Origin of the sequence: Microbispora sp. NPDC046933 (assembly GCF_040644635.1) — a bacterium.
Classification (GTDB): domain Bacteria; phylum Actinomycetota; class Actinomycetes; order Streptosporangiales; family Streptosporangiaceae; genus Microbispora.
In genome coordinates, this window is record NZ_JBEYWW010000042.1 from 42,146 (window position 1) to 66,675 (window position 24,530).

General features: G+C 71.1%; 20 protein-coding genes. 14 read left to right on the plus strand and 6 right to left on the minus strand.

Annotated features, from left to right (window positions below):
• Positions 1-70 precede the first annotated feature (70 nt).
• From ABZ857_RS37845 to ABZ857_RS37870, 6 genes are all read left to right on the plus strand, one after another.
• Positions 71-1,504 carry a gamma-aminobutyraldehyde dehydrogenase gene (locus tag ABZ857_RS37845; RefSeq protein WP_357053551.1) on the plus strand — a complete coding sequence of 478 codons (1,434 nt, stop codon included), beginning with the start codon at positions 71-73 and terminating at the stop codon, positions 1,502-1,504.
• Between the two features lie 51 nt (positions 1,505-1,555).
• Positions 1,556-2,704 (plus strand): ABC transporter ATP-binding protein, encoded by a 1,149-nt coding sequence (locus ABZ857_RS37850; RefSeq protein WP_357053554.1) that lies wholly within the window; start codon positions 1,556-1,558, stop codon positions 2,702-2,704.
• Positions 2,705-2,802: 98 nt separating this feature from the next.
• Positions 2,803-4,020 (plus strand): spermidine/putrescine ABC transporter substrate-binding protein, encoded by a 1,218-nt coding sequence (locus tag ABZ857_RS37855; RefSeq protein ID WP_357053557.1) that lies wholly within the window; start codon positions 2,803-2,805, stop codon positions 4,018-4,020.
• Positions 4,017-4,880 (plus strand): ABC transporter permease, encoded by an 864-nt coding sequence (locus ABZ857_RS37860; RefSeq protein WP_357053560.1) that lies wholly within the window; start codon positions 4,017-4,019, stop codon positions 4,878-4,880. Before ABZ857_RS37855 ends, ABZ857_RS37860 begins: the two co-directional genes overlap by 4 nt.
• Positions 4,877-5,662 carry an ABC transporter permease gene (locus ABZ857_RS37865; RefSeq protein WP_357053563.1) on the plus strand — a complete coding sequence of 262 codons (786 nt, stop codon included), beginning with the start codon at positions 4,877-4,879 and terminating at the stop codon, positions 5,660-5,662. Before ABZ857_RS37860 ends, ABZ857_RS37865 begins: the two co-directional genes overlap by 4 nt.
• Positions 5,663-5,719: 57 nt before the next feature.
• Positions 5,720-7,114: an FAD-dependent oxidoreductase gene (locus tag ABZ857_RS37870; protein ID WP_357053566.1), complete on the plus strand. Its 1,395-nt coding sequence runs from the start codon at positions 5,720-5,722 to the stop codon at positions 7,112-7,114.
• A 26-nt stretch (positions 7,115-7,140) separates the two neighbouring features.
• On the opposite strand, the gene ABZ857_RS37875 is transcribed toward ABZ857_RS37870, so the two are convergent.
• A complete protein-coding gene (locus ABZ857_RS37875) occupies positions 7,141-8,013 on the minus strand; it encodes an aryldialkylphosphatase (protein WP_357053569.1) in 873 nt (290 codons plus the stop codon).
• A 65-nt stretch (positions 8,014-8,078) separates the two neighbouring features.
• Positions 8,079-8,804: an SDR family oxidoreductase gene (locus ABZ857_RS37880; RefSeq protein WP_357053572.1), complete on the minus strand. Its 726-nt coding sequence runs from the start codon at positions 8,802-8,804 to the stop codon at positions 8,079-8,081.
• Positions 8,805-8,849: 45 nt separating this feature from the next.
• Here ABZ857_RS37880 and ABZ857_RS37885 point away from each other — a divergent pair, with 45 nt between their 5' ends.
• The gene (locus tag ABZ857_RS37885) at positions 8,850-9,311 is read left to right on the plus strand and encodes a nuclear transport factor 2 family protein (RefSeq protein WP_357053574.1); all 462 of its coding nucleotides are present in this window, start codon (positions 8,850-8,852) and stop codon (positions 9,309-9,311) included.
• Here ABZ857_RS37885 and ABZ857_RS37890 read toward each other — a convergent pair.
• Positions 9,308-9,949, minus strand: coding sequence for a VC0807 family protein (locus ABZ857_RS37890; protein ID WP_357053577.1), 642 nt, complete (start codon positions 9,947-9,949; stop codon positions 9,308-9,310). The two genes, ABZ857_RS37885 and ABZ857_RS37890, sit on opposite strands and share 4 nt — an antisense overlap.
• A 340-nt stretch (positions 9,950-10,289) precedes the next feature.
• Here ABZ857_RS37890 and ABZ857_RS37895 point away from each other — a divergent pair, with 340 nt between their 5' ends.
• Positions 10,290-11,081: a TIGR03619 family F420-dependent LLM class oxidoreductase gene (locus tag ABZ857_RS37895; protein ID WP_357053580.1), complete on the plus strand. Its 792-nt coding sequence runs from the start codon at positions 10,290-10,292 to the stop codon at positions 11,079-11,081.
• A 23-nt stretch (positions 11,082-11,104) separates the two neighbouring features.
• Here the strand turns inward: ABZ857_RS37895 and leuE are convergent, their stop codons facing one another.
• Entirely contained in the window at positions 11,105-11,788 is a 684-nt protein-coding gene (gene leuE / locus ABZ857_RS37900) for a leucine efflux protein LeuE (RefSeq protein WP_357053583.1), read from the minus strand.
• Positions 11,789-11,899: 111 nt separating this feature from the next.
• Between leuE and ABZ857_RS37905 the strand changes: the two genes are divergently transcribed.
• From ABZ857_RS37905 to ABZ857_RS37915, 3 genes are all read left to right on the plus strand, one after another.
• Positions 11,900-13,303: a selenium-binding protein SBP56-related protein gene (locus ABZ857_RS37905; protein ID WP_357053586.1), complete on the plus strand. Its 1,404-nt coding sequence runs from the start codon at positions 11,900-11,902 to the stop codon at positions 13,301-13,303.
• Entirely contained in the window at positions 13,291-13,899 is a 609-nt protein-coding gene (locus tag ABZ857_RS37910) for a hypothetical protein (protein ID WP_357053625.1), read from the plus strand. The genes ABZ857_RS37905 and ABZ857_RS37910 overlap by 13 nt, the downstream gene beginning before the upstream one ends.
• Positions 13,900-14,015: 116 nt before the next feature.
• Positions 14,016-17,453 carry a BTAD domain-containing putative transcriptional regulator gene (locus tag ABZ857_RS37915; RefSeq protein ID WP_357053589.1) on the plus strand — a complete coding sequence of 1,146 codons (3,438 nt, stop codon included), beginning with the start codon at positions 14,016-14,018 and terminating at the stop codon, positions 17,451-17,453.
• Positions 17,454-17,824: 371 nt separating this feature from the next.
• Here ABZ857_RS37915 and ABZ857_RS37920 read toward each other — a convergent pair whose 3' ends face one another.
• Both ABZ857_RS37920 and ABZ857_RS37925 read right to left on the minus strand, forming a co-directional pair.
• Complete coding sequence (locus ABZ857_RS37920) at positions 17,825-18,673, minus strand: ABC transporter permease (protein ID WP_357053592.1); 849 nt, start codon at positions 18,671-18,673, stop codon at positions 17,825-17,827.
• Positions 18,670-19,611, minus strand: a complete 942-nt coding sequence (locus tag ABZ857_RS37925; protein ID WP_357053595.1) for an ATP-binding cassette domain-containing protein — start codon at positions 19,609-19,611, stop codon at positions 18,670-18,672. Before ABZ857_RS37925 ends, ABZ857_RS37920 begins: the two co-directional genes overlap by 4 nt.
• 331 nt (positions 19,612-19,942) lie before the next feature.
• On the opposite strand from ABZ857_RS37925, the gene ABZ857_RS37930 reads away from it, so the two are divergent.
• The 3 genes from ABZ857_RS37930 (at position 19,943) to ABZ857_RS37940 (ending at position 24,517) form a co-directional block, all read left to right on the plus strand.
• Complete coding sequence (locus ABZ857_RS37930; RefSeq protein WP_357053598.1) at positions 19,943-21,085, plus strand: glycosyl hydrolase family 18 protein; 1,143 nt, start codon at positions 19,943-19,945, stop codon at positions 21,083-21,085.
• A 469-nt stretch (positions 21,086-21,554) separates the two neighbouring features.
• The gene (locus ABZ857_RS37935) at positions 21,555-22,916 is read left to right on the plus strand and encodes a cellulose binding domain-containing protein (RefSeq protein ID WP_357053601.1); all 1,362 of its coding nucleotides are present in this window, start codon (positions 21,555-21,557) and stop codon (positions 22,914-22,916) included.
• 5 nt (positions 22,917-22,921) lie between these two features.
• A complete protein-coding gene (locus ABZ857_RS37940) occupies positions 22,922-24,517 on the plus strand; it encodes a glycosyl hydrolase family 18 protein (protein ID WP_357053604.1) in 1,596 nt (531 codons plus the stop codon).
• The last annotated feature ends 13 nt before the right edge of the window (positions 24,518-24,530 follow it).

Consider the following 24,530-nt stretch of genomic DNA (forward strand, 5'->3'; position numbering starts at 1 on the left):
AATCCCTTGTCGTAGGCTCTTTCCTCTGCCAGAGTCGCGACAACTCAGCCACCTCAACAGGAGGTCAACGGTGACCACCCGTCTCCAGAACTTCGTGAACGGGAAGTTCGTCGACGCCGCGAGCGGCCGTTTCTCCGACGTCGTAGACCCTACGACGGGCGAGGTCTACGCCCAGGCACCGGTGTCGGGTCAGGAGGACGTCGACGCCGCGTACGCCGCCGCGACGGCCGCCTTCGAGACGTGGGGCCAGACGACGCCGGGCGAGCGCGCCGCGCTGCTGCTGAAGGTCGCCGACGCGATCGAGGCCCGCGCCGACGAGATCAACGAGGCCGAGTGCCGCAACACCGGCAAGCCCCGCGCCCGCATGGCCGAGGACGAGACCCCGGTCGCCGCCGACCACTTCCGGTTCTTCGCCGGCGCGGCCCGCACCCTGGAGGGCCCCACCGCCGGGGAGTTCCTCGCCGACCACACCTCGGTGATCCGGCACGAGCCGATCGGCGTCATCGGCCAGGTCACGCCGTGGAACTACCCGATGATGATGGCGGTCTGGAAGATCGCCCCCGCTCTCGCGGCCGGCAACACGATCGTGCTCAAGCCGTCCGACACCACCCCGGTCTCCACGCTGAAGCTGGCCGAGATCCTCGGTGACGTCCTGCCGGCCGGCGTCTTCAACGTCGTGACCGGCGACCGGGAGACCGGCTCGCTGGTCGTCGGCCACCCGGCCGCGAGCATGGTCGCGATCACCGGCTCGGTCGGCGCGGGCATGTCGGTCGCCAGGACCGCCGCCGAGGACCTCAAGCGCGTCCACCTTGAGCTGGGCGGCAAGGCCCCGGTCGTGGTCTTCGAGGACGTCAAGGACATCAAGGCCGTCGCCGAGGCGATCGCCGGGGCGGGCCTCTACAACGCCGGCCAGGACTGCACCGCCGCCTGCCGCGTGCTGGTGCAGGAGAGCATCCACGACGAGTTCGCCGCGGCGCTGGCCGAGGCCGCCGCCGCCACCAAGCTGGGCGGCCTCGACGTGGAGGACGCCTACTTCGGGCCGCTGAACAACGCCAACCAGCTCGCCCGGGTCGAGGGCTTCTTCCAGCGGCTTCCCGAGCACGCCAAGGTCCTCACCGGCGGCGCCCGCGTCGGCGACAAGGGCTTCTTCTTCGCCCCGACCGTGGTGGACGGGCTGAAGCAGGACGACGAGATGGTGCAGGACGAGATCTTCGGTCCCGTCATGACCGTCCAGACGTTCACCGACGAGGCCGACGCGCTGGCCAAGGCCAACGGCGTCCGCTACGGCCTGTCCGGCTCGGTGTGGACCTCCGACCACGGCCGCGCGATGCGGATGTCCAAGCGGCTCGACTTCGGCGTCGTCTGGGTCAACACCCACATCCCGTTCGTGTCCGAGATGCCGCACGGCGGCTTCAAGCACTCGGGCTACGGCAAGGACCTGTCCGTCTTCGGGCTGCACGACTACACCCGCGTCAAGCACGTCATGCACTACATCGGCGAATAGGTACGCCCGGCTCCGGCCGGACACCTATCGAAAAAGAGGGATAAGCCTGGAATGACAGAGATCCAGGCGGGCCCGGGGGCAGCCGTCGCGGCTGCCCCCGTATCAGGAGACGTGCCCGCCATCGAACTCGACAACGTGGTCAAGGAGTACGTCTCGCACGGCGAGGTCGTACGGGCGGTCAAGGGCGTGAGCCTCGCCATCGCGGAGGGGGAGTTCTTCTCCCTCCTCGGCCCCTCAGGCTGCGGCAAGACCACCAGCATGCGAATGATCGCCGGGTTCGAGGACCCCACACAGGGGGTCGTCAGGCTCCACGGGGAGGACGTCACGAACGTTCCTCCGAACAAGCGTGACATCAACATGGTGTTCCAGTCCTACGCGCTGTTCCCGCACATGAACGTCTGGGACAACGTCGCGTTCGGGCTCAAGCGCAAGAAGGTCCCCGACGCGGAGATCAAGCGCCGCGTCGGCGAGATCCTGGAAGTGGTGGACCTGGTCGGCCGCGAGAAGCGCCGGCCGAAGGAGATGTCGGGAGGCCAGCAGCAGCGCGTCGCGCTCGCCCGCGCCCTGGTCAACCGGCCCCGCGCGCTCCTGCTCGACGAGCCGCTCGGCGCGCTCGACCTCAAGCTCCGCCAGGCCATGCAGATCGAGCTCAAGCGCATCCAGCGTGAGGTCGGCATCACGTTCGTCTACGTGACGCACGACCAGAGCGAGGCGCTGACGATGAGCGACCGCATCGCGGTCATGAACGACGGCCTCGTGGAGCAGCTCGCCGAACCCCGCGAGATCTACGAGCGGCCCGCCAGCAAGTTCGTGGCCGGGTTCATCGGCACCTCCAACCTGCTGAGCGGCACCGTCCAGCAGGTCGCCGGCGACACCGCCGTGCTCGCGCTCGGCGCGAGCGACCGGATCCTCGTCCCCGCCGACGGCGTGCTGTCGGCCGGCGCCACGGTCGACCTCACGGTCCGGCCCGAGAAGATCAAGATCGCGAAGGACCAGCCGGAAGGCGACCTCAGCGTGGTCCGGGGGACGGTGGCCGAGGTCGTCTACCTCGGCACCTACAACAGCTACGTCGTCGTGCTCGGCGACGGCGCCGAGATCACGGTGTTCGAGCAGAACGCGAACGACAGCACGATCACCGCCGAGCGAGGCGACACGGTCTGGCTCTCCTGGCAGCCCTGGCACTCCTACGCGCTGCGGTAAGTCCCCGAACCCCTGGTTTGCAGAACCCGGTCCCCAGAACCCGGAGCACGAACCCCATGAACGACCCCTTTGGGCAGGATCCTGCCCTTCTTCGCGGCATGACCCAGCGACGGCTGGGACGGCGTGACGCCTTCCGCCTCGCGGGCCTGTCGGCCGCCGGGCTCGCCCTCGCCGCCTGCGGCGTCCAGGGCAAGGGCACGGCCCGGCCCACCTCCTCGGCGCAGGTGCAGTCCGAGGTGGAGAAGTACTGGTCGGGCAAGGCGAAGAACGGCCACGTCGACTTCGCCAACTGGCCGCTCTACATGGACCCCAAGAAGCCCGAACTCAAGGAGTTCACCAAGCGCACGGGGATCACGGTGACCTACAAGGAGGTCATCCAGGAGACCACCGGCTGGTACGCCAAGATCCAGCCGCAGCTGGCCGCCGGGCAGTCGATCGACTACGACCTGATGGTCTTCACCAACAGCGTCCAGCTCACCCAGCTCATCAAGCTCGGCTACCTGGTGCCGCTCGACCACGACCGGCTGCCGAACTTCACCAAGAACGTCGGGGCGCGGTACACCCAGGAGGCGTTCGACCCGGGCAACGTCTACACCGTCCCGTGGGCGTCCGGCATGACCGGCATCGCGTACAACCCGAAGTACATCGACACGCCGCCGACGAGCTACTCGGCCCTGTGGGACCCGAAGTACAAGGGCAAGGTCGGCATGATGGCCGACTCGCAGGAGATCGCTAACTTCGCGATGTTCGCGCTCGGCATCGACCCGAGCAAGTCCACCCCGGCCGACTGGGAGAAGGCGGCAGCGAAGCTCACTGAGCAGCGCGACTCGGGGATCGTCCGGAAATACTACGACCAGTCGTACATCGACCCGCTGGCCAAGGGCGACATCTGGATCTGCCAGGCGTGGTCCGGCGACATCTTCCAGAAGAACCTCTCCGACGGCACGGACCTGAAGTTCGTGATCCCGCAGGAGGGCGCCACGATCTGGACCGACAACTTCATGATCCCGAAGACCGCCGCCAACCCGGTCGACGCGATCACCCTGATCGACTTCTTCTACGACCCCGAGATCGCGGGAAGCCTGGCGGAGTACATCAACTACGTCACCCCGGTCCCGTCCGCCAAGGACGCCATCCTCGCCGACGCGGCCAAGGCGTCCGGGTCCGACAAGAAGACCCTCCAGACGATCGCCGACAGCCCGCTGGTGTTCCCGAGCGACGACGACTACGCCAAGCTGCGAACCTACGTGACCTTCGACAACAGCGAGGAGCACAAGAAGTTCGAAAGCATCTTCCAGCCCATCACCACGTCATGAGCAGGCTCAGGGCGGCGCTCACGCCGTACGCGCTGATCTTCCCGGGCGGTCTCTGGCTCTCGATCTTCTTCGTGGTCCCGATGATCGTCATGCTGTCCCTGTCGCTGCAGTCGGGCAGCGTCGAGGACGGCTACGCCTTCACCTTCAACTGGCACTCGTACGCCGACGGGCTGGCGAACTACCACGACCAGATCATCCGGTCGTTGCTCTACGGCCTGGCCTCGACCGTGCTGCAGATCGTCATCGGCTTCCCGGTGGCCTACTGGATCGCGTTCAAGGGCGGCAGGCACAAGTCGGTCTACCTGTTCCTGCTGCTGCTGCCGTTCCTGGTGTCGTTCGTGCTGCGGACGATCTCCTGGCAGTTCCTGCTGTCGGACAACGGCATCCTGCTCGGCCCGCTGAAGAACATCGGGCTGCTGCCCGACGGCTTCCGCGTCCTCGCCACCCCGTACGCCGTGATCGGCGGCCTCGCGTACAACTTCCTGCCGTTCATGGTGCTGCCGATGTACGTGGCGCTGGAGCGGATCGACCCGCGCGTCCTCGAGGCGGCGCAGGACCTGTACGCGAGCCGGTTCCAGACGTTCCTGCGCGTGGTGCTCCCGCTGTCGCTGCCGGGCGTCTTCGCCGGTGTGCTGATGACGTTCGTGCCGGCGACGTCGGACTACGTCAACGCGTCCGTGCTCGGCGGCACGAACACGACCATGATCGGCAACGTGATCCAGAACCAGTACCTGGTCACGCAGGACTACCCGACGGCGTCCGCGCTGTCGTTCACGCTGATGGCGCTCCTGCTCGTCGGCATCTTCGCCTACGCCAGAGCGCTCGGCACCGAGGACGTGCTGGAGGTGGCGGCCCGATGAGGCAGGGACTGCTGAGGGGGCGCGGCCTCCAGATCTACACGTGGCTGGTGGTCGCCTGGCTGGTCGTGCCGATCGCGGTCATGATCCTGTTCGGGTTCAACGACACGCACGGCCGCTACAACACCGCCTGGCAGGGCTTCACCCTCAAGTGGTACGGCAAGCTGTTCGAGATCGGCGACCTCACCCAGGCGCTGCTGAACTCGCTGCTCATCGCGGTGCTGACGATGATCATCGCGGGTGTGCTCGGCTCGCTCATCGGGCTGGCGCTGGGCCGCTACCGCTTCCGCGGGTCGGCGACGATGAACGTCGTGATGTTCGCGGCCATCTCCTGCGCCGAGATCGTGATGGGCGCGTCGCTGCTGTCGCTGTTCGTCACCCTCGCCATGCCGCTGGGGTTCTGGACGATCGTGATCTCGCACGTCATGTTCTCGATCTCGTTCGTGGCGGTGACCGTACGGGCCCGGGTGATGACGCTGGACCGCTCGCTGGAGGAGGCCGCCAGGGACCTCGGAGCCGGGACCTGGACCACGTTCCGCCTGGTCACCCTTCCGATGATCTTTCCGGGTGTGCTGGCCGGGTCGATGCTGGCGTTCGCCCTGTCCATCGACGACTTCGTGATCACCAACTTCAACGCGGGCGGGACCGTGACGTTCCCGCTGTGGATCTGGGGAGCCACCCGCGTGGGAATCCCGCCCCAGGTCAACGTCATGGGCACGCTGATCTTCGCGGCCGGCGTGCTGATCGCCGTGGTCAACGCCCTGATGGCCCGTCGCAGGAACTGACATAGGACCCTGTAAGAACCTGTGAGATCCCCGGGATCTCGAGGGGAAGTGAAATGTGTGAGTCCGCTGAAAGCTCTCGCTGACGCGGAGCGCAAACCGTACTGGCTGGACCGGCCGATCGCGCCCGAGCCGCTGCCCCCGCTGACAGGAGACGTCACGGCGGATCTGGCGGTGGTCGGCGGCGGCTTCACCGGTCTGTGGACCGCCCTGATGGCCAAGGAGCGCGACCCCTCGCTCGACGTGGTCCTCCTCGAGGGCCGCGCGGTCGGGTGGGCCGCCTCCGGCCGCAACGGCGGGTTCTGCGCGGCGAGCCTGACCCACGGGCTCGGCAACGGCCAGGACCGCTGGCCCGCGGAGATCGCCGTGCTGGAACGGCTCGGCAGGGAGAACCTCGACGAGATCGAAAGCACCCTCACCCGGTACGGCGTCGAGTGCTCCTTCGAGCGGAGCGGCGAGCTGCGGGTGGCCACCGAGGAATGGCAGCTCCCCGGGCTCGACGAGGAGGTGGGCGCGGCGGCCTCGCTCGGCCTGCGGCTTGAGCGGCTCGACCGCGAGCAGGTGCGGGCCGAGGTGGACTCCCCGACGTACCTCGGCGGCGTGTGGGACCGGCAGGGCGTCGCCATGGTCGACCCGGCGCGGCTGGCGTGGGGGCTGCGCGACGTCTGCGTGCGGCTCGGCGTGCGCGTCTTCGAGCACACGCCGGTGCGCTCCCTGCACGACGACGGCGTCGCGCTCGAGCTGGGCACGCCGAAGGGCCGGGTCAGGGCCGGGCGGGTGGCGCTCGGCACCGGGGTCTTCCCGCCGCTGCTGCGCCGGCTCAGGCACTTCCTCGTGCCGGTGTACGACTACGCGCTGATGACCGAACCGGTGCCGGACGACCTGCTGGCGGAGATCGGCTGGCGCAATCGCCAGGGCATCGGCGACTCGGCCAACCGGTTCCACTACTACCGGCTGACCGACGACAACCGGATCCTGTGGGGCGGCTACGACGCCGTCTATCACAACGGCGGCCTGGTCAAACCGGAGTACGACCAGCGCGACGCCACCTTCGAGAAGCTCGCCACGCACTTCTTCGAGACGTTCCCGCAGCTCCACGGCCTGCGCTTCACGCACAGGTGGGGCGGGGTCATCGACACCTGCAGCCGGTTCAGCGCCTTCTTCGGCACGGCGTACGGCTCGCGCCTCGCCTACGCCGCCGGATACACCGGCCTCGGCGTGGGCGCCACCCGGTTCGGGGCCAACGTGATGCTCGACCTGCTGCAGGGCCGGGTGACCGAGCGCACGGACCTGCGCATGGTGCGGCAGAAGCCGGTGCCGTTCCCGCCCGAGCCCGTGCGGTCCGGGGTCATCCAGCTCACCCGCTGGGCCATCGCGCGGGCCGACGAGCACGAGGGCCGCCGCAACGCCTGGCTGCGCACCCTCGACGCCCTCGGCGTCGGCTTCGACTCCTAGGTCGTGGGCCGCCCGCGATGCCGCCGTCAGGCGGTGAGCCAGCGGAGCGGGTTCTCGTGGGTGATGAGACGCAGGGTGTCGCCGTCCACGCCGGCCTCCCGCAAAGCCGGGAGGACGGTGGAGAACAGCCGGCCGTAGCCCTGCCCGCCGTAGCCGGCCAGGTGCTCACGCAGGCGTACGCCGCTGCTGAGCAGGACGCGCTCGGCGTGGCCGGCGTCGAGGAGGGTGAGGACGTCCTCGACGTCGTCCACGCTCACGTACGCCCCGGTCTCGGCGATCTTGCGCTGGGCCAGCGGGTCGCCGGTGCGGGCGCTGAGACGCCGGGCGGGGACGTTCTGCGAGAGCAGGAGTTCGAGCAGTTCCAGGCCGCCCGTCGCGACCGGGAGGTCGGTGCGCAGCGAGGCGCGGGCGGCGGCGGTGACGGCCCGCTCCTCCGCGGGGGTGGGCGCCTCGTCCCACGCGGCGGCGACGATGACCCCCGGCCGCGCGCCCGTGCCGTCCAGCCCGGCGCCGATCTCGTGCAGCAGGTCGGCGGTCAGGTCCTCCACGCCGTACCGGGTGATGGCCTCACCCGCGAACGGCTGCGCGGCGAAGCCGGTGGCCGCCACGATCGGGACCCGCGAGGCCATCGAGATCCGGGCGAGCGCGGCGGGGTCGCGCGCCATCCCGATGCAGCTGTGCTCCACGATCAGGCCCAGCGACTGCTCCCTGCCGAGGAGCTTGACCTCGGCCAGCACGTATCGCTCCTCGTCCAGCCACCGGTGGGGATCGGAGTCCACGCCGATCCCCCAGCGGGTGTCGGTGCGCAGGTGCTCGTACGGCAGCACCGGCCCGTCGATCTCGGAGACGGGGACGGCGCCCGTGACGGTCTGGATTCGGGGAAAATATGCGCCGGACATGAACGGACATTAACCGATTTTTTGCCGAAACCGCTCCCGAATCTCTAGATCTTTTACTGAAAGGGTCAGCTCATCGTCTTGCCGCCGTTGACGGCGAGCCGCTGACCGGTCACGAACCGGGCACCGGGGGAGGCGAGGAACGCCACCGTCTCGGCCACGTCCATCGGCACGCCCATGTGGCCCAGCGGGACGTCGCGCAGGTAGCCGGTGTAGTCCTCCGGGGGGACGTCCGCGTGGCGCTCCACCGGGATCCAGCCCGGCTCGACGGTGTTCACCGTGATCCCGTACGGCCCCAGCTCCCGGGCCCACGACCGGGTGAGCCCGTGCATCGCGGCCTTGGCGGAGACGTAGTGCCCGAACTCCGGGTTGCCGAGGTCGGCGACCTCGCTGCCCACGTTGACGATCCGGCCGGAACCGGCCTCGCGCATGCCGGGCAGCACGGCCTGCAGGATCAGCAGCGGGGCCTTGACGAAGAAGCGGAGCTGGCCGAGGTGGTCCTCCCAGGTCTGCTTCTCCACCGGCATCAGCGGCTGGGGGCCGGTGGCGTTGTTGACGACGACGTCGACGTGCCCGATCGCGGCCACGCCCTCCCGTACGGACTCCTCGTCGGTGACGTCGAACCGGGCCAGGCGGGCCGAGCCGCCGGCCGCGGTGACGCGGTCGACGACGGCGGAGGCCCCGGCCGTGTCGTTGGCGTAGTTGACGGCGACGTGCCAGCCGTCCGCGGCGAGCCGTTCGGCGATGACGGCGCCCAGACCTCGCGAGGCGCCCGTGACCAGTGCGGTACCCATGAGAACCGTGCCTATCACAGATCATGTTGGGGCAGGATGGTGCCCATGGATGAGATCGCCGCACTGGTGGACCGGGCCGAGATCATGGACGTCGTCACGGCCGTCTTCGACACCGTGGACGCCAAGAACTGGCCGGTGTGCCGGGAGCTGTTCGACGACGAGGTGGACGCCGACTTCACCAGCCTCAACGGCGGGGAGCCCGCCCGGATCAGCGCCGACGACCTCGTGGGCGGGTGGCGCACCGGCCTGCACGCCCGCAAGCAGAGCTTCCACACCGTGAGCAACTTCGCCGTGACGGTGGACGGCGCCGAGGCGCACGTGACCACCAAGGGGTACGCCTACAACCTGCTCGACGCGGCGCTGGGCGGCGGCATGTTCGAGGTGTGGGGCGTCTACCGGCTCCGGCTCGTACGGCAGGCCGAGGGATGGAAGGTCGTGGCCTTCGCGTTCGACGCCTGGCACACGCGCGGCGACGAGGCGGTGCGCACGCACAGGCTGGAGGACTAGCGGGTGATCGCCGGGACCTCGGTGTGCAGCCGCCGCAGGACCCGGCGGAAGGCCCAGATGGACGCCACGAAGGCCAGGCCGGTGACGACGGCGACGGCGGCGGTGCGGATGATCAGGTAGTCGCCGATCGACTCGTGCAGCAGCAGCCAGATGCTCATGGCCGAGTTGACCAGGAGGACGAACGCCCACAGCAGGGTGATGCGGGCGAAGAAGGTGCGGACGCGCTCGTGCCGCAGCACGAACGACGGCAGGTGGACGTAGTCGAGCGTGAGCCGCTGGACCAGCGGGCGGCGCATCCGCACCGACGCCAGGAGCACCATGCTGATGCAGATCGTGCCGAGCTCCGGCTGGATGAAGTAGAGGACGGGGCTGCCGGTCCACAACCCGATCACGGTGCGGAAGGTGATCGCGATCGTCGCCATGATCATCGTTCCCGGCACGGGCTGACGCCGGACGAGCCGCCACAGGACGCCCAGGTAGACCCACGACACCGCGGCCATCAGCGCGCCGCGCAGGCCCAGCACCGCGAGGGCCGTGTAGAAGACCACGAGGGGGGCCACAACGCCTTCGAGGAGCCGGGGCACCGCCTGCTTGATCAGCGCGGTGAGCCGTGGCAGTGCGAAGGGTGCGTGGTTCATGGCGACTCCAACGGGCCGGTGGGGGAGACCGACGCTGTAGTTGGGCAACGCGCCTACCCGGACATAGCGGACGGAAACGCCCGAGTTTGGCGGCTTCGTCGGTGGCTTACCGTACCTGACCGTCAGGCCTGTGGGGGCCGAATGCGCCAACCGCCCCCGCGCTTCATAACGGTACGGCATACCTCTCGCGGGCGTCCTGCCCGATGGAAAACCCCTGATCAGCGCTTTACCGGGGGCCGCTTGGCGCTTTCCCCGGGGGGCGGTGGACGCGGGTTACGTTGACGGCATGGACTCAGGTTTCGGCTATTTCGCAACGGATGATGCGGTTCGTCCTGATGCCTTGGCCCGGCTCGTCGAGCAGCGCGGCCACACGGCGCTGCTGTTCACCGAGCACACGCACATCCCGGTGCCGCCCGGCGGCCAGACGCCGAAGGACGAATGGGGAGGCGAACTGCCCCGGCGCTACTGGCACAGCTACGACCCGTTCGTCGCCTCGACGGCCGCGGGCGCCGCGACGACCCGGCTGCGCGTGGGGACGGGCATCTGCCTGGTGCCCGAGCACGAGCCCATCGGCCTGGCGAAGACGGTGGCGAGCGTGGACAACCTGACCGGCGGGCGGTTCGAGTTCGGCATCGGCGCCGGATGGAACCGCGAGGAGCTGCGCCACCACGGTGTCGATCCGGCCCGCCGCTTCGCCGTGATGCGTGAGCGCGTCCGGGCGATGCAGGAGATCTGGACCCGAGACGAGGCCGAGTTCCACGGCGACTTCGTGTCCTTCGACCCGATCTGGTCATGGCCCAAACCGGCGCAGAAGCCTTACCCGCCGATCCTGGTGGGCGGCGTCGGGCCGCGCGTGTTCGACCGCGTGCTCGCCTACGGCGACGCGTGGCTGCCCAACTACGGCCCGGGGATCCTGGAGCGCGTCCCCGAGCTGTTCCGGCGCGCCAACGAGGAGGGCAGGCACGTCGAGGTCGTGATGCTGTCCGCGCCGGCCGACCCCGGCGCGCTGGAGCAGTGCGAGAAGGCCGGGGTCTCCCGTGTCATGGCCTGGCTGCCGTCGGCCGGGTTGGACCGGATCGAGCGGGCGATGGACGCCTTCGAGAACGCCCTCGCCGACCTGCACGGCGAATGAGCACGGCCGGTGGGGAGCGAGCGTCAGCTCAGCGTCGCGGTGGCCAGCTTGGCGCCGAAGCCGAGGAAGAGCGCGCCGACCCCCGAGGTGAGCCCCGCGGCCAGCTTGCGACGGCGCCGGAAGTGGGTCGCGAGGAACGTGCCGCCGAAGATGAGCGTGCTCAGGTAGGCCACGCTGAAGACCTGCACGATCAGCGCCAGGATCAGGAACGACAGCGCCGGCGCGCCGTACGACGGGTCCACGAACTGCACGAAGAACGCCACGAAGAACAAGATGGCCTTGGGGTTGAGCAGGCTGATCGTGAACGCCTTGCGGAACGGGTCGCCCACCGGCGCGGGGACCCCCTCCTCCACGGCCTGGGACGCCTCCGTGACCTGAGAGGCCGCGGTCCCGTCGCGGGAGGCGCGCAGGGAGCGCCAGGCGCCGCGGAGCATGCCGAAGCCGATCCACGCCAGATAGATCGCGCCGGAGTACTTCACGATCGAGAACAGGAGGGGCGTGGACTTCAGCAGCGAGGCGACCCCCGCGGCCGACAGGAACATGAGGACCGAGTCGCCGGCGAAGACCCCGGCCGCCGCGCGGTAGCCCTGCCGCACGCCGCGCTGGGCGGCGGTGGACAGCACGAACACCGAGTTCGGCCCGGGCAGCAGGATGATCAGGAATGATCCCGCGATGTAGGTCCAGATGTTGGTGATCCCGAAGAACATGTCCGCTCCCGTCACGAAACCGCATGTCCTGTTATAGCCCTATCCAGGCGCCGGTCACAGTCGGTAGATTCCTATTGACTTGGTAGGGAACACCAGAGAATCCTGGGATGCATGACGTTGTGGAAGCCTGACCCCACCTTCTATCCCTCGCCCAGGGACGCGGCCGAGGCACCGCCGGAGAAGCTGGCCTACGTCGCCGCCTTCGACCGGTCGGCCCAGCGGCCCGACGCGCTCGCCGTGCTGGACACCGACCCCGGCTCCCCGTCCTACGGGAGCGTGGTCGGCTGGACCGACCTGCCGTACACGGGGGACGAGCTGCACCACTTCGGCTGGAACGCCTGCAGCAGCGCGCTGTGCCCCTACGCGCCGCACCCCCACGTCGAGCGGCGCTACCTGATCGTCCCCGGCCTGCGGTCGTCGCGGATCTACGTGTACGACACCAAGGACCGGGTCAGCCCGGAGCTCGTGAAGGTCATCGAGGCCGAGGAGCTGGGCAAGCGGGCCGGCTACTCCCGCCCGCACACCGTGCACTGCGGCCCCGAGGGGTTGTACGTCAGCGCGCTCGGCGGCTACGGCGACGACGGGCCCGGGGGCATCGCGATCCTCGACCACAACTCGTTCGACGTGCTCGGCCGGTGGGAGGTGGACCGCGGCCCGCAGTACCTGGCCTACGACTTCTGGTGGCACATCAACCACGACGTGATGATCACCTCCGAGTGGGGCACGCCCTCCATGATCGAGGACGGTGTGGTCGGCGAGCTGCTGCTCGGCCGCAAGTACGGCCACAAGCTGCACTTCTGGGATCTGCGCAAGCGTAAGCACGTCCAGGAGGTGGATCTCGGCGACCAGCACCAGATGACGCTGGAGCTGCGCCCCGCCCACGACCCGACCAAGACCTACGGCTTCGCCGGGGTCGTCGTCAGCGTCGAGGACCTGTCGGCCTCCGTGTGGCTGTGGCACAGAGATGTCGGGCACGGGGACGGCTCCCGCTGGGCGGCGCAGAAAGTGATCACCATCCCGGCCGAGCCAGCCTCGCCGGACGACCTGCCCGACGTGCTCAAGCCGTTCGGCGCGGTGCCGCCGCTGGTGACCGACATCGACCTGTCGGTGGACGACCAGCGCCTGTACGTCTCGTGCTGGGGCACCGGCGAGCTCAAGCAGTACGACGTGTCCGACCCGTTCAAGCCGGTCGAGATCGGCTCGGTCCGCCTCGGCGGAATCGTGCGGCGGGAGGCACACCCGGCCGCGCCGGACGAGCGGCTCGCCGGCGGGCCGCAGATGGTCGAGGTGAGCCGCGACGGCCGCCGCGTCTACGTCACCAACTCCCTGTACGGGGCCTGGGACGACCAGTTCTACCCCGACGGCGTGGGCGCCTGGATGGCGAAGATCGACACCGAGTCGTTCTCGCTGGACGAGCGGTTCTTCCCACACGGTGACGACTTCCGCGGCCTGCGCCCGCACCAGACCCGGCTCCAGGGCGGTGACGCGTCCTCCGACTCCTACTGCTACCCGTGACGCTGGCCGCGGTCGTCCTGCTCGGCGCCTTCCACGGGATCAACCCCGCGATGGGCTGGCTGTTCGCCGTCGCCCGGGGGCTGCAGGAGCGCAGCCGCGACCTGCTGCTGCAGTCCCTGCCGGTCATCGCGCTGGGCCATCTCGCGTCGGTGGCCCTCGTGGTGGCCGTCGTGTCGGCGACCGGGTCGCTGGTGACGGCCACGGCTCTCGCGATCGGGGCGGGCGTCGTGCTCGTCGGGTTCGGCCTGTGGCACCTGCTCGCCCGGCGGCACTTCCGCTGGGTGGGCATGCGGCTGTCGCTGCCGCAACTCGCCGCCTGGTCGTTCCTGATGTCGTCGGTGCACGGCGCGGGCCTGATGCTGCTGCCCGTGCTGACCCGCATGCCGGCGGGTCATCACGGGCACGTCCTGTCGGGCGGCATGCTCGTCGCCGGGGTGCACACGCTCGCGATGTTCCTCACGGCGACCGTGGTCGCCGTCGTGGTGTACGAGTTCCTCGGCGTCGCCGTCCTGCGCCGGGCCTGGTTCAACCTCGACAGGATGTGGGCGTTCGCCCTGGTGGGAGCGGGCGTCGTCACCCTGGTCGGCGCCATCTGAGCGGCGTCACCTGAACGACCGACGGACGGGCAGGCGTCGCGGCCGCCGGGCGCCCCGCGCGTTGGCGCTCGGCGCTTGGCAGGACGGTGCGCGGGCGCCTGGCAGGATTGACCGGCGTGCGGGTTCGTCTCCTCGGCGCGATCGAGGTCCTCGACGACGACGGGGCTCCGGTCGCCGTCGCGGGCGCGCGCGTGCGCGCGCTGCTGGCCGCGCTGGCCCTGCAGCCGGGCCGCCTCGTCCCGGCCGACCGGCTCGTTGACGCGCTGTGGGAGGACGGCCCGCCGGCCAACGCCGCGAACGCCCTTCAGACGCTGGTGAAGCGCCTGCGCGCGGCGCTCGGGCGGCCCGGCGCGGTGGTGTGGCGCGACGGCGGGTACGTGCTCGCCATCGAGCCGGCACAGGTCGACGCCCACGTCTTCACCCGGCTGACCCTGCCGTACGCGACCGGCACGCTGCCGGACCGGGTGGCGGACCGGGTGGCGGACGCGGAAGCCCCGAACGCGGAGCTGGAAAAGGCGTGCGCGGAGCTGGACGAGGCGCTGGCGTTGTGGCGCGGGCCCGCCCTGGCCGACCTGCGCGCGGTGCCCTATCTGGCGGCCGCCGCGACCCGGCTGGAGGAGCGGCGGCTGGCCGGGGTCGAGGCCCGCGCCGCCGCGTATCTCGCGCTCGGCCGCGAGGTGGACCTGTCGGCCGAGGTGGCCGCCCATCCGCTGCGCGAGCGGCTGTCCGCCCTGGCGATGCGCGCGCTCGCGCGGTCGGGCAGGCAGGCGGCGGCGCTGGCCCTGTACGAGCGGGTCCGGCGGGCGCTCGCCGACGAACTCGGGGTCGATCCGGGTCCGGAGCTGCGGGCCGCCCATCTCGACGTGCTGCGCGGGCAGGCCACCACGACGCCCGCCCGGGTTCCCGCCCCGCCCGCGCGGCGTCCGTACGGCACCCGGGACGCCGTCACCCGCAGCACTGGCAGTACTGGCAGCACCGGCACTGACAGTGGCATCAGCGGCGGCACGGACCGGCGCGCGGGCAGGGCGGCGGGCAGGGCGGCGGGCAGGGTGTGGGGCAGGGTGTGGGCGCCGCCGACGTCGTTCGTCGGCCGCGAGAAGGAGGTCACCCACCTGTCGGCCCTGCTGCGCGAGTCCCGGCTGGTCACGGTCGTCGGGCCGGGCGGAGCGGGCAAGACGCGCCTGGCGGTCGAGACCGCCCTGCGTGCCGCCGGGAACGGCGTCGCCGGAGAAAACGTCGCCGGGGAAAAGGCCGCCGGAGATGAGGCTGCCGGGGAGGGTGTCGCCGGGGAGGGCGGCTCCCGAGCGAGCGAGTACGGCGAGGGCGCGTGGCTGGCCGAGCTGGCCCCTCTGACGGATCCCGCGGACGTCGTGCGGTCCGTGCTCGAAGCGCTGGGCGCCGACGCCGAGCCGCGGGTGGGCGGAGACTGGCGGCGTGACCCGCCGGACCCGGCCGAACGCCTGGTCGCCTGCCTCGCCGGGCGCGAGCTGCTGCTCATCCTCGACAACTGCGAGCATGTGATCGACGCCACGGCGGGCCTGGCCGAGCTCGTGCTGCGCCGCTGCCCGGGGGTGCGCGTGCTGGCGACCAGCCGCGAGCCGCTCGGTGTGCCGGGGGAGACGCTCGCCCCGATCCCGCCCCTCGGCCTGCCCCCGGAGGGCGTCACCCCCGGCGAGGCGGGTGAGTACCCCTCCGTGCGCCTCCTGGTGGACCGCGCCCGCGCGGTGAGCCCCGGCTTCGCCCTCGACGAGCACACGACCCCGCACGTCGTCACGATCTGCCGCCGCCTCGACGGGATGCCGCTGGCCATCGAACTGGCCGCGGCGCGGATCAGGGCGCTCGGCCCGGAGCGGCTCGCGGCCCGCCTCGACGACCGGTTCCGCCTGCTGACCGGCGGGAGCCGTACGGCCCTGCCGCGGCACAGGACGCTGAGCGCGGTGGTCGAGTGGAGCTGGGACCTGCTCACGCCCGAGGAGAGGACGCTGGCGGAGCGGCTCGCGGTGTTCGCCGGCGGCGCCGCGCTGGACGACGCGGAGCCGGTCTGCGGGGGCGACGGCCTGGACGTGGTGGCGGTGCTGCCGTCCCTGGTCGACAAGTCCCTGCTGGAGACGCCGGGCGACGGCCGGTTCCGGATGCTGGAGACGATCCGCGCGTACGCGCTGCGGCGGCTGACGGACGCGGGTGAGCTCGACCGCTACCGGCGCCGGCACGCGGCGCACTTCCTGCGGCTCGCCGAGGAGGGCGAGGCACGCCTGCGCGGAGCCGGGCAGCTGGAGTGGATGGCCAGGTTGACCGCCGAGCAGGACAACCTGAACGCCGCCCTGCGCTGGGCCGTCGACTCCCGGGAGGTGGAGACCGCGCTGCGCCTGTGCGGCACGCTGAGCTGGTACTGGTGGCTGCGTGGCCATCGTGGTCAGGCGGCCGTCTGGGCGGGGCAGGTCCTCGATCTCGTCCCGGAAGGCCCGCCCGCCGGGCTGGTGCGCGCCTACGCCGGGTGCCGGTTCGCGGTCACGGTCACCCGGCTCGGCACGATCTGGATGGAGCCCGGCCGGCTGGAGGAGATCCGCCGGGAGCTCGGCGACCTCGTCGCGGCGGCCCGGCGCGAGGGCCCGGTGCATCCGATGCTGCCGATCCTGCGGGCGGTCGTGACGGCGATGGCAGGACGCAGGGAGGAGGCGGCCGGGATGCTCGACGCGTACGCCGGCTCGGACGATCCCTGGCTGGCCGGCTCGGCGCTGATGATCAGGGGCGGGTCGCTCGGCCTGCCGGGCGACAGCGAACGGGACGTCGAGGAGGCGGTGCGCAGGTTCCGGGCGCTGGGGGAGCGCTGGGGGCTCAGCGAGGCCCTTCTCACGCTGGCCACGCTCCGCGCCCGCCGGGGCGTGCCGACGGCTGACCTCATCGACGAGATCGCCGGGCTGACCGCAGGATGGGTCAGCGCGGACGACACGATCTCCACGCTGACTCGCCTGGCCGAGCTGCGCCTTCAGGCGGGCGACGCCGAGGGCGCGGCGGCGGACGTGGCGGCCGCCCGCTCCCACGTGTCCGCAGGCGTCTCGCCGTACGCGCTCGTGCAGGTGAGCATGGGCGAGGCGAAGGTGGCGCGGAGCAGGGGAGACCTCGACGGCGCGGTGGCGGCGCACGAGGAGGCCCTGGCCGTGCTGGAGGCCCACCCCGCCGTCCCGCAGCAACTCGGAACGGCGTACGCCGAGTACGGCAGGGCGCTGCTGGCCAGGGGCGACCTCGACGGCGCGCTCGCGCGCCATCACGAGGCGCTGCGCGCCCTCGGCGCCACCCCTGACCCGCCGGTCCTCGCGACGGTGCTGGCCGGGCTGGCCATGGTCGCCCTGGCCGGGGGCGACGCGGAGCGTTCCGCGGCGCTCTTCGGCGCGGCCGACGCCGCTCATGCGGGCTGGCGGGCGGACGCCGAGGCCGCGGAGGCGCTGGCGTCGGCGCGCGAGGTGGCGGGCCCGGCCTTCGACGCCGCCTACGAGCGCGGCCGCACGTCGCCGCGCGAGGATCTCGGCCTGCCTGTCACCGGAAACACCAGGTAGGACGGTGCGCCGATCGTGATCCGCGGGCTAGGGCAGCAGCGGCTCGCCGGGGGTCAGGGGATCGCGGTGAGAGGGAGGCCGGCCAGCAGGCGGTCACGCAGGGCGTCGCCGCGGATGCCGAGCTCGGCGAGGTCGTCGGGGCCGGGGGCGCCGGTGACCAGCAAGCAGTTCGGGCACGAGGAGGCGGCTGAGCGGGGCCTCGGGCGCCGGGTCGACCAGACCGCCGATGGAGGCGCTGGACAGGTCGAGGTAGGCAGGGGCGAGGGTCCTGCCGTGGAGGGTGCCGGCGCCGCTGCCGCCGCACCGGGCCACTGCGCGAAGGACGGCTTACTGATTGTGCCGATGCCGTGCAGCGGCAGGCGGCGGGACGTTCACCGGATCCTCCGGGTGTAGGCGCGTACGGCGAGCGGGACGAAGCACACGCTGACGGCGGCGGCCCAGGCCAGTGTGATCCAGACGTTGGCCCCCACAGGAGCGCCGGTGAGCAGGGCGCGGACGGCGTCGGCCAGGTGCGAGACCGGGTTGACCGACGACCACCAGCGCAGCACGCCCGGCAGGTTGGCCGAGGGGATGAACGCACTGCTGCCGAACGTCAGCGGCAGCAGGACGGCGGTCGCGATGCCCTGCATTGAGGCGACGGACCTGGCCTTCAGCCCGAGCCAGGCCGACACCCAGCTCAGCGCCAGCGTGAACAGCAGCAGGAGGGCCAGTCCGGCCAGCGCGTCCAGGGGCGCGGCCGTGATCCGGAACCCGGCCGCGATCCCGGCGAGCAGGGCCACCAGGATGGTCACCGCCGTCGTCAGCGCGTCCGCGGTCACCCGTCCGACGAGCGGGGCGGAGCGGGCGATCGGCATGCTCCGGAACCGGTCGAACACGCCGTTCACGATGTCCTCGGCGAGGTTCATGCCCGTGGTGTTCGTCGAGATGAGAGCCACCTGCGTGAGCACGCCGGGCATCAGGTAGCGCGCGGCGTGCTCGGGGTCGCCGGACATGGCCCCGAACATCAGGACGAAGACCACCACCATGAAGATCGGCTGAAGCAGGAACTGGACGAGCCGGCCGGGCTCGTTCCGCAGCGGCACCAGGCTCCGCCAGGCGAGGGTCATGCCCTGCGCGAGCGCGCCCCGGCGCCCGCTCGTCAACGGTGTGGCGGTCATCGCGTCCTTCCTGCGGGGGCCGTCGGCCAGTGGTGCGGGTTTGGTGGCGGGTGCGACCGTCATGGCGTGCTCCCCGTGGTCGTGCCGCCTGTGAGGGCGAGGAACGCCTCGTCGAGCGTGGGCCTGCGGACGGCGTGCTCGGCGAGGGGGACACCGGCCTCCTCCAGCCGCCGGAACACGGCCGGGCTCACCGCCGAGTCCAGCAACGGCACGCTGAGCAGTCCGTTCTCCCCGCGGTGCGGGGTCAGCCCGGTGACCTGGGCGAGGATCAGTTCCGCCTTCTCCGTGTCGTGCTCGGGCCGTATCTCCAGCCGCCGGTCGCCCGCCCTGGCCTTCAGCTCGCGTGGCGTGCCCCTCGCCGCCACGAGGCCGTGGTCGATGAGCACGATCTCGTCGGCGAGCTGGTCGGCCTCCTCCAGGTACTGCGTCGTGAGCAGCACGGTCGCCCCGCCCGCCACCTGCTCGCGCACGATCCGCCACAGGTCCGCCCTGGCGCGCGGGTCGAGCCCGGTCGTCGGCTCGTCCATGAAGACGATCGACGGCCGGCCGACCAGGCTGACGGCCAGGTCGAGGCGCCGTCGCATGCCGCCCGAGTAGGACCCCGCCGCCCGGTCGGCGGCGTCCTCCAGACCGAACTCCGCGAGCAGCGCCGCCGCCCTGCCCCGGGCCTCGGCCCGGCCCATGCCGAGCAGCCGCCCGATCATCACCAGGTTCTGCCGCCCGGTCAGCTTCTCGTCCACCGACGCGTACTGGCCGGTGAGGCCGATCAGCTTCCGCACCTCGGCCGGCGCCTTCACCACGTCGTGCCCGCCGACCGACGCCCGGCCGCCGTCGGGGGAGACGAGCGTGGCGAGGATGCGGACCGCGGTGGTCTTGCCCGCGCCGTTGGGACCGAGCACGCCGAGCACCGAGCCCGGCGGCGCGGCGAGGTCGATCCCGGCCAGCGCGGCCTTGTCGCCGTATCTCTTCACGAGACCACGGGCCTCAATCGCGTACGTCATGCCTCGACGGTCGCCGCCCGCGCTGGCACGAAGCTGGCAGGGGGCTGGCAGGGGGCTGACACGAAGCCGGCAGGAGGCTGGCACGAAGCCGGCACGGGCTGGCAGGGTGGTCGAACACCGGTGGGGGTGAAACTTGCAAAGAAGCGGGGCATCATGGATAACCGCAGGTGGCGCCGCTGGAACGTGCCCGCCTGCGACATGAGCCGCGCATAATCCGGGCTTAAGACTTCGCTCCTTGTCCCTCCTGCGGCGACGCCACTACGCTCCCGCGGCATTCCTCTTCCCTCCTCCGCGTCCCGTCGCGGAGGCTCGTCCTCGTTCGGAGCCCACCATGGGAGCGATCACGCGTGGCGCCTTCGCCGTCGTGGTCCTGAGCGCCGTGCTGTCCTCGCTGTTCGTCGCCTGGTACGGCCCGGCCCGTGCCACCGAGACCGGCGTCACGGACATCAGCCGGACGCAGGCCAGGTCGCGCATCGTGGTGCCGCGGGCCGCCGCCGCACCGGCGCGGGACGCGGTCGCTCCCGCGCAGGCAGCCGCCCCCGCACAGGCCGTTCCCGCACAGGCCGTCATCCCCGCACAGGCCGTTCCCGCGCAGGCAGCCGCCGCCGCTCCCGTGCCGGAGGTGACGGTCACCGTGACCGTCACGCCGTCGCCGTCCCCCTCGCCGGGCCGCATCAGGGTCGGGTACGTCGCGCAGCGCGGCGCGTACGGCGCCACGTCCACCGTGCGCGACCTCGACACCAGCGGGCTGGCGGGCAGGCTGACCCATGTCCTCTACGCCTTCGCGAACATCGACCCCGGCTCGCTGACCTGTCTCACCGGGGTCACCCGGCCGCTCGCGCCCGACCCGAACGACCCCGACCAGGGCGACGGCGCGGGCGACGCCTGGGCCGACTACCAGCGCGGTTTCACGGCCGCCGAGTCGCTGGACGGCACGGCCGACCCCCCGGACGCCCCGCTCGCCGGCAACTTCAACCAGCTGAAGAAGCTCAAGGCCCGCCACCCCGGCCTGAAGGCGCTGATCTCGATCGGCGGCTGGACCTACTCCAAGTACTTCTCCGACGCCGCGCGGACCGCCGCCGCCCGGCAGAGGTTCGTCAAGTCGTGTCTCGACGCCTACATCAGGGGCGACCTGCCGGGCGCCGGGGGCAGGGGAGGGCCGGGCAGCGCGGCGGGCGTCTTCGACGGCATCGACGTCGACTGGGAGTGGCCCGGCGGCGAGGGGCACCTGGGCAACCACGCCGGCGTGGACGACAGGCGGAACCTGACGGCCCTGCTGGCCGAGTTCCGCGCCCAACTCGACGCGCTCGGCGCGGCGACCGGCCGCCACTATCTGCTCACGGTCTACCTCCCCGCCGACGCCGATCGCATCGAGACCGGGTTCGACCTGGAGAAGCTGGTCGGCCTCGTCGACTTCGTCAACGTCCAGAGCGACGGCAGGCACGCCGTTCGGGAGGGCGCGATCCTGCGCTGAGCTCGCTTCATGACCTCGCTTCATGACCTCGTTTCACCGTGGGCCGTGAGGCGGGCGCACGCGGCAACACCGTGCCCGGGCGGGTGCTTCGCGGGACGAGGTGAAGCCGGAGATCGTGCCAGGACATTCCCGCCTTAACGGACGAGCAGTCGACGCTTAACGCGCGCATAACACGTCCCCGCGCGCCGACCGGCGATGACAGGGTTCGTTAGGAACGCTGTCGAATTGGGTCTTGTGAACCAGCGACCGCGAAGCTACGATCCGTACAACTCTTAGGAAACTTTCCTAAAAGAACCACCGGGAGCCGACAATGGCCCTTCCTCACCCCTAGCGCCTTCCTCTCGCGTCCCGTCACCAGACGCCCTTGAGTGCCGTACGGCCGGTGCCGTTCCGATCGGCCGCCTCCGTCAGGCGCCGGCCGTACGGATTCCCATGACCTCCCCGTTCACCCCCCACAGAGGTTGTGTCTATGCAAACCAGGTACGTCTGGCGTGCGCTCGCCGCGATTGCCGCACTCGCGCTCGCTCTCGTCGCGCTGCCCGCCGAGGCCGCCACGGTCAAGGCCGTCTTCTCGGCCGACTCCGACTGGGGCTCCGGCTACCAGGGCCGCTACACCCTCACCAACACGGGGACCGCCGCGATCTCCGGCTGGACGGTCGAGTTCGACCTCCCCGCCGGCTCGTCGGTCGGGTCCTACTGGGACGCGCTGATGACGCGTTCCGGCGACCACTACACGTTCAAGAACCGTGAGTACAACGGCAGCCTGGCCGCCGGAGCCTCCACGACGTTCGGCTGGGTGAACAGCGGGCCCGGCAAGCCGGCGAACTGCCGCCTGAACGGCGGCTCGTGCGACGGTGTCACGACCTCGCCGTCCCCCTCACCGAGCGCGTCCCCCAGCACGTCTCCGAGCGCGTCCCCCAGCCCGTCGCCGAGCACGAGCCCGCCGCCCGTGCCCGGGGCCCTGCGCACCGCGCCGTACGTGGACATGGGCGCCTGGCCGACCCCGAGCCTGAGCGCGATGGCCTCGGCGTCCGGGCTGAAGAGCTTCACCCTCGCGTTCGTCACCGCGTCGGGCTGCAAGGCGATGTGGTTCAACGCGTACGACCCACGGCAGAAGTGGGCGAAGGACCAGATCGACGCGATCCGGGCCGGCGGCGGGGACGTCAAGGTGTCCTTCGGCGGCGCGACCGGCATCGAGCTCGCCCAGGCGTGCACGGACGTGAACGCGCTGGTCACCGAGTATGACGCGGTGGTCACCGCCTACGACCTGAAGTACATCGACCTCGACATCGAGGGATCGGCGGCGGCCGAGCCCGCGTCCATCGCCCGCCGGTCGCAGGCGCTCGCCCGGCTGCAGCAGGCCCACCCCGACCTGAAGATCTCCCTCACGCTGCCCGTGCTGCCGAACGGCCTGACCGTCGACGGCGTCAACGTGGTCCGGTCCGCCCGCGACGCCGGGGTCAGGCTCGACGCCGTCAACGTCATGGCCATGGACTACTACCAGTCCGTCGACTACGGCGACGCGGCGGTGCAGGCGGCCAACAGCACCTTCGCGCAGCTCAAGAGCCTGTATCCCAGCCTGTCCGACGCCCAGGTGTGGCGGATGGTCGGGGTCACGCCGATGCTCGGCCAGAACGACGACGGCCGGATCTACAACCAGGACGACGCCCGCCAGCTCGTCGCCTTCGCCAAGGACAGGCACCTGGGGCTGCTGGCTTTCTGGGAGATGACCCGCGACCGCAACGCCTGCACCGGGGCGCTCTACTCCTGCACCAACATCCCCCAGTCGCCCTACGAGTTCTCCAAGATCTTCGCTTCGTACACGGGATGAGGCACATGAAGAAGCTCATCGGCCTGGGCGCGGCGGCGTCGCTCGCCTTCGCCGGCCTGCTCACGGCGACGTTCACCGGCCCGGCCCAGGCCGCCAACATCGCGGCCAATCCGGGGTTCGAGTCGGGGCTGTCGGGGTGGACGTGCGCCTCCACGGCGCAGGTGGTGTCGAGCCCGGTGCACGGCGGGTCGAAGGCGCTGTCGGCGGCGCCGGCCGGCGGCGACTACGCCCGGTGCCAGCAGACGATCAGCGTGAAGCCGTCCACGACGTACGCGCTGTCGGCCTGGGTGCAGGGCAACTACGTGTTCCTCGGGGCGACCGGTGAGGGGGTGAACGCCCAGACGTGGGGGTCGCCGGGGTCGGCCTGGTCGCAGTTGTCGACCTCGTTCACCACGGGGTCGTCCACGATGAGCGTGACGATCTACGTCAACGGCTGGTACGGCCAGGGCGCCTACTACGCCGACGACCTCGTCCTCGACGGCCCGGGCACCCCGCCCTCCCCGTCCCCCTCACCATCGGCGTCACCCTCGGCGAGCCCGTCCCCGTCCCCCTCACCGTCGACCTCGCCGAGCCCCCCGCCGCCGGGCGGGAAGCGGCTGATGGCGGGCTACCTGCACGCCTCGTTCGCCAACGGCTCCGGCTACGTCCGGATGGCCGACGTCCCGGACGCCTGGGACATCATCGACCTGGCCTTCGGCGAGCCGACCTCGCCCACCTCCGGCGACATCCGGTTCACCCGCTGTTCCGTGACGGAGTGCCCGAACGTCGAGAGCGACGCCGACTTCGTCGCGGCCATCCGCGCCAAGCAGGCGGCCGGCAAGAAGGTGCTGATCTCGATCGGCGGCCAGAACGGGATCGTCCAGCTCACCACCACCGCAGCCCGGGACACGTTCGTCCAGTCCGTCGCCGCGATCATCGACAGGTACGGCCTGGACGGCCTCGACATCGACTTCGAGGGCCACTCGCTGTCGCTGAACCCCGGCGACACCGACTTCCGCAACCCGACAACGCCCGTGGTCGTGAACCTCATCTCCGCGATCAAGACGCTCAAGGCCAGGTACGGCGCGAGGTTCACCCTCACCATGGCCCCCGAGACGTTCTTCGTCCAGCTCGGCTACCAGTTCTACGGGCCGGGCCGCGGCGGCACGGCCGACGCCCGCTCCGGGGCGTACCTGCCCGTGATCCACGCGCTGCGTGACGACCTCACGCTGCTGCACGTCCAGGACTACAACTCCGGGCCGATCATGGGCCTCGACAACCAATACCACACGATGGGCGTGGCCGACTTCCACGTCGCCATGACCGACATGCTGCTCACCGGCTTCCCCGTGGCCGGTGGCGCGACCTTCCCGCCGCTGCGTCCCGACCAGGTCGCGATCGGCCTGCCGGCCGCGCCGTACGCCGGCAACGGCTACACGAGCACGGCCGAGGTGCAGAGCGCCTTCGGCTGCCTGGCGAAGGGGACGGGTTGCGGCTCCTACCGGCCGCACGGCGTCTTCCCCGGCCTGCGCGGCCTCATGGCCTGGTCCGTCAACTGGGACAAGTACACGGGCTCCGAATTCTCCCGCTCCCACAGGGCGTATCTCGACGCCCTGAAGTGATCCCCCCACCCAC

Excerpts from the sequence above, each read along its gene's own strand:
- ABZ857_RS37855 (WP_357053557.1), top strand. The coding sequence starts at position 2,803 with ATGACCCAGCGACGGCTGGGACGGCGTGACGCCTTCCGCCTCGCGGGC.
- ABZ857_RS37930 (WP_357053598.1), top strand. The coding sequence starts at position 19,943 with ATGGGAGCGATCACGCGTGGCGCCTTCGCCGTCGTGGTCCTGAGCGCC.
- ABZ857_RS37880 (WP_357053572.1), bottom strand. The coding sequence starts at position 8,804 with ATGGGTACCGCACTGGTCACGGGCGCCTCGCGAGGTCTGGGCGCCGTC.
- ABZ857_RS37865 (WP_357053563.1), top strand. The coding sequence starts at position 4,877 with ATGAGGCAGGGACTGCTGAGGGGGCGCGGCCTCCAGATCTACACGTGG.
- ABZ857_RS37940 (WP_357053604.1), top strand. The coding sequence starts at position 22,922 with ATGAAGAAGCTCATCGGCCTGGGCGCGGCGGCGTCGCTCGCCTTCGCC.
- ABZ857_RS37860 (WP_357053560.1), top strand. The coding sequence starts at position 4,017 with ATGAGCAGGCTCAGGGCGGCGCTCACGCCGTACGCGCTGATCTTCCCG.
- leuE (WP_357053583.1), bottom strand. The coding sequence starts at position 11,788 with ATGTTCTTCGGGATCACCAACATCTGGACCTACATCGCGGGATCATTC.
- ABZ857_RS37920 (WP_357053592.1), bottom strand. The coding sequence starts at position 18,673 with ATGACGGTCGCACCCGCCACCAAACCCGCACCACTGGCCGACGGCCCC.
- ABZ857_RS37905 (WP_357053586.1), top strand. The coding sequence starts at position 11,900 with ATGACGTTGTGGAAGCCTGACCCCACCTTCTATCCCTCGCCCAGGGAC.
- ABZ857_RS37875 (WP_357053569.1), bottom strand. The coding sequence starts at position 8,013 with ATGTCCGGCGCATATTTTCCCCGAATCCAGACCGTCACGGGCGCCGTC.
- ABZ857_RS37885 (WP_357053574.1), top strand. The coding sequence starts at position 8,850 with ATGGATGAGATCGCCGCACTGGTGGACCGGGCCGAGATCATGGACGTC.
- ABZ857_RS37935 (WP_357053601.1), top strand. The coding sequence starts at position 21,555 with ATGCAAACCAGGTACGTCTGGCGTGCGCTCGCCGCGATTGCCGCACTC.
- ABZ857_RS37925 (WP_357053595.1), bottom strand. The coding sequence starts at position 19,611 with ATGACGTACGCGATTGAGGCCCGTGGTCTCGTGAAGAGATACGGCGAC.
- ABZ857_RS37850 (WP_357053554.1), top strand. The coding sequence starts at position 1,556 with ATGACAGAGATCCAGGCGGGCCCGGGGGCAGCCGTCGCGGCTGCCCCC.
- ABZ857_RS37890 (WP_357053577.1), bottom strand. The coding sequence starts at position 9,949 with ATGAACCACGCACCCTTCGCACTGCCACGGCTCACCGCGCTGATCAAG.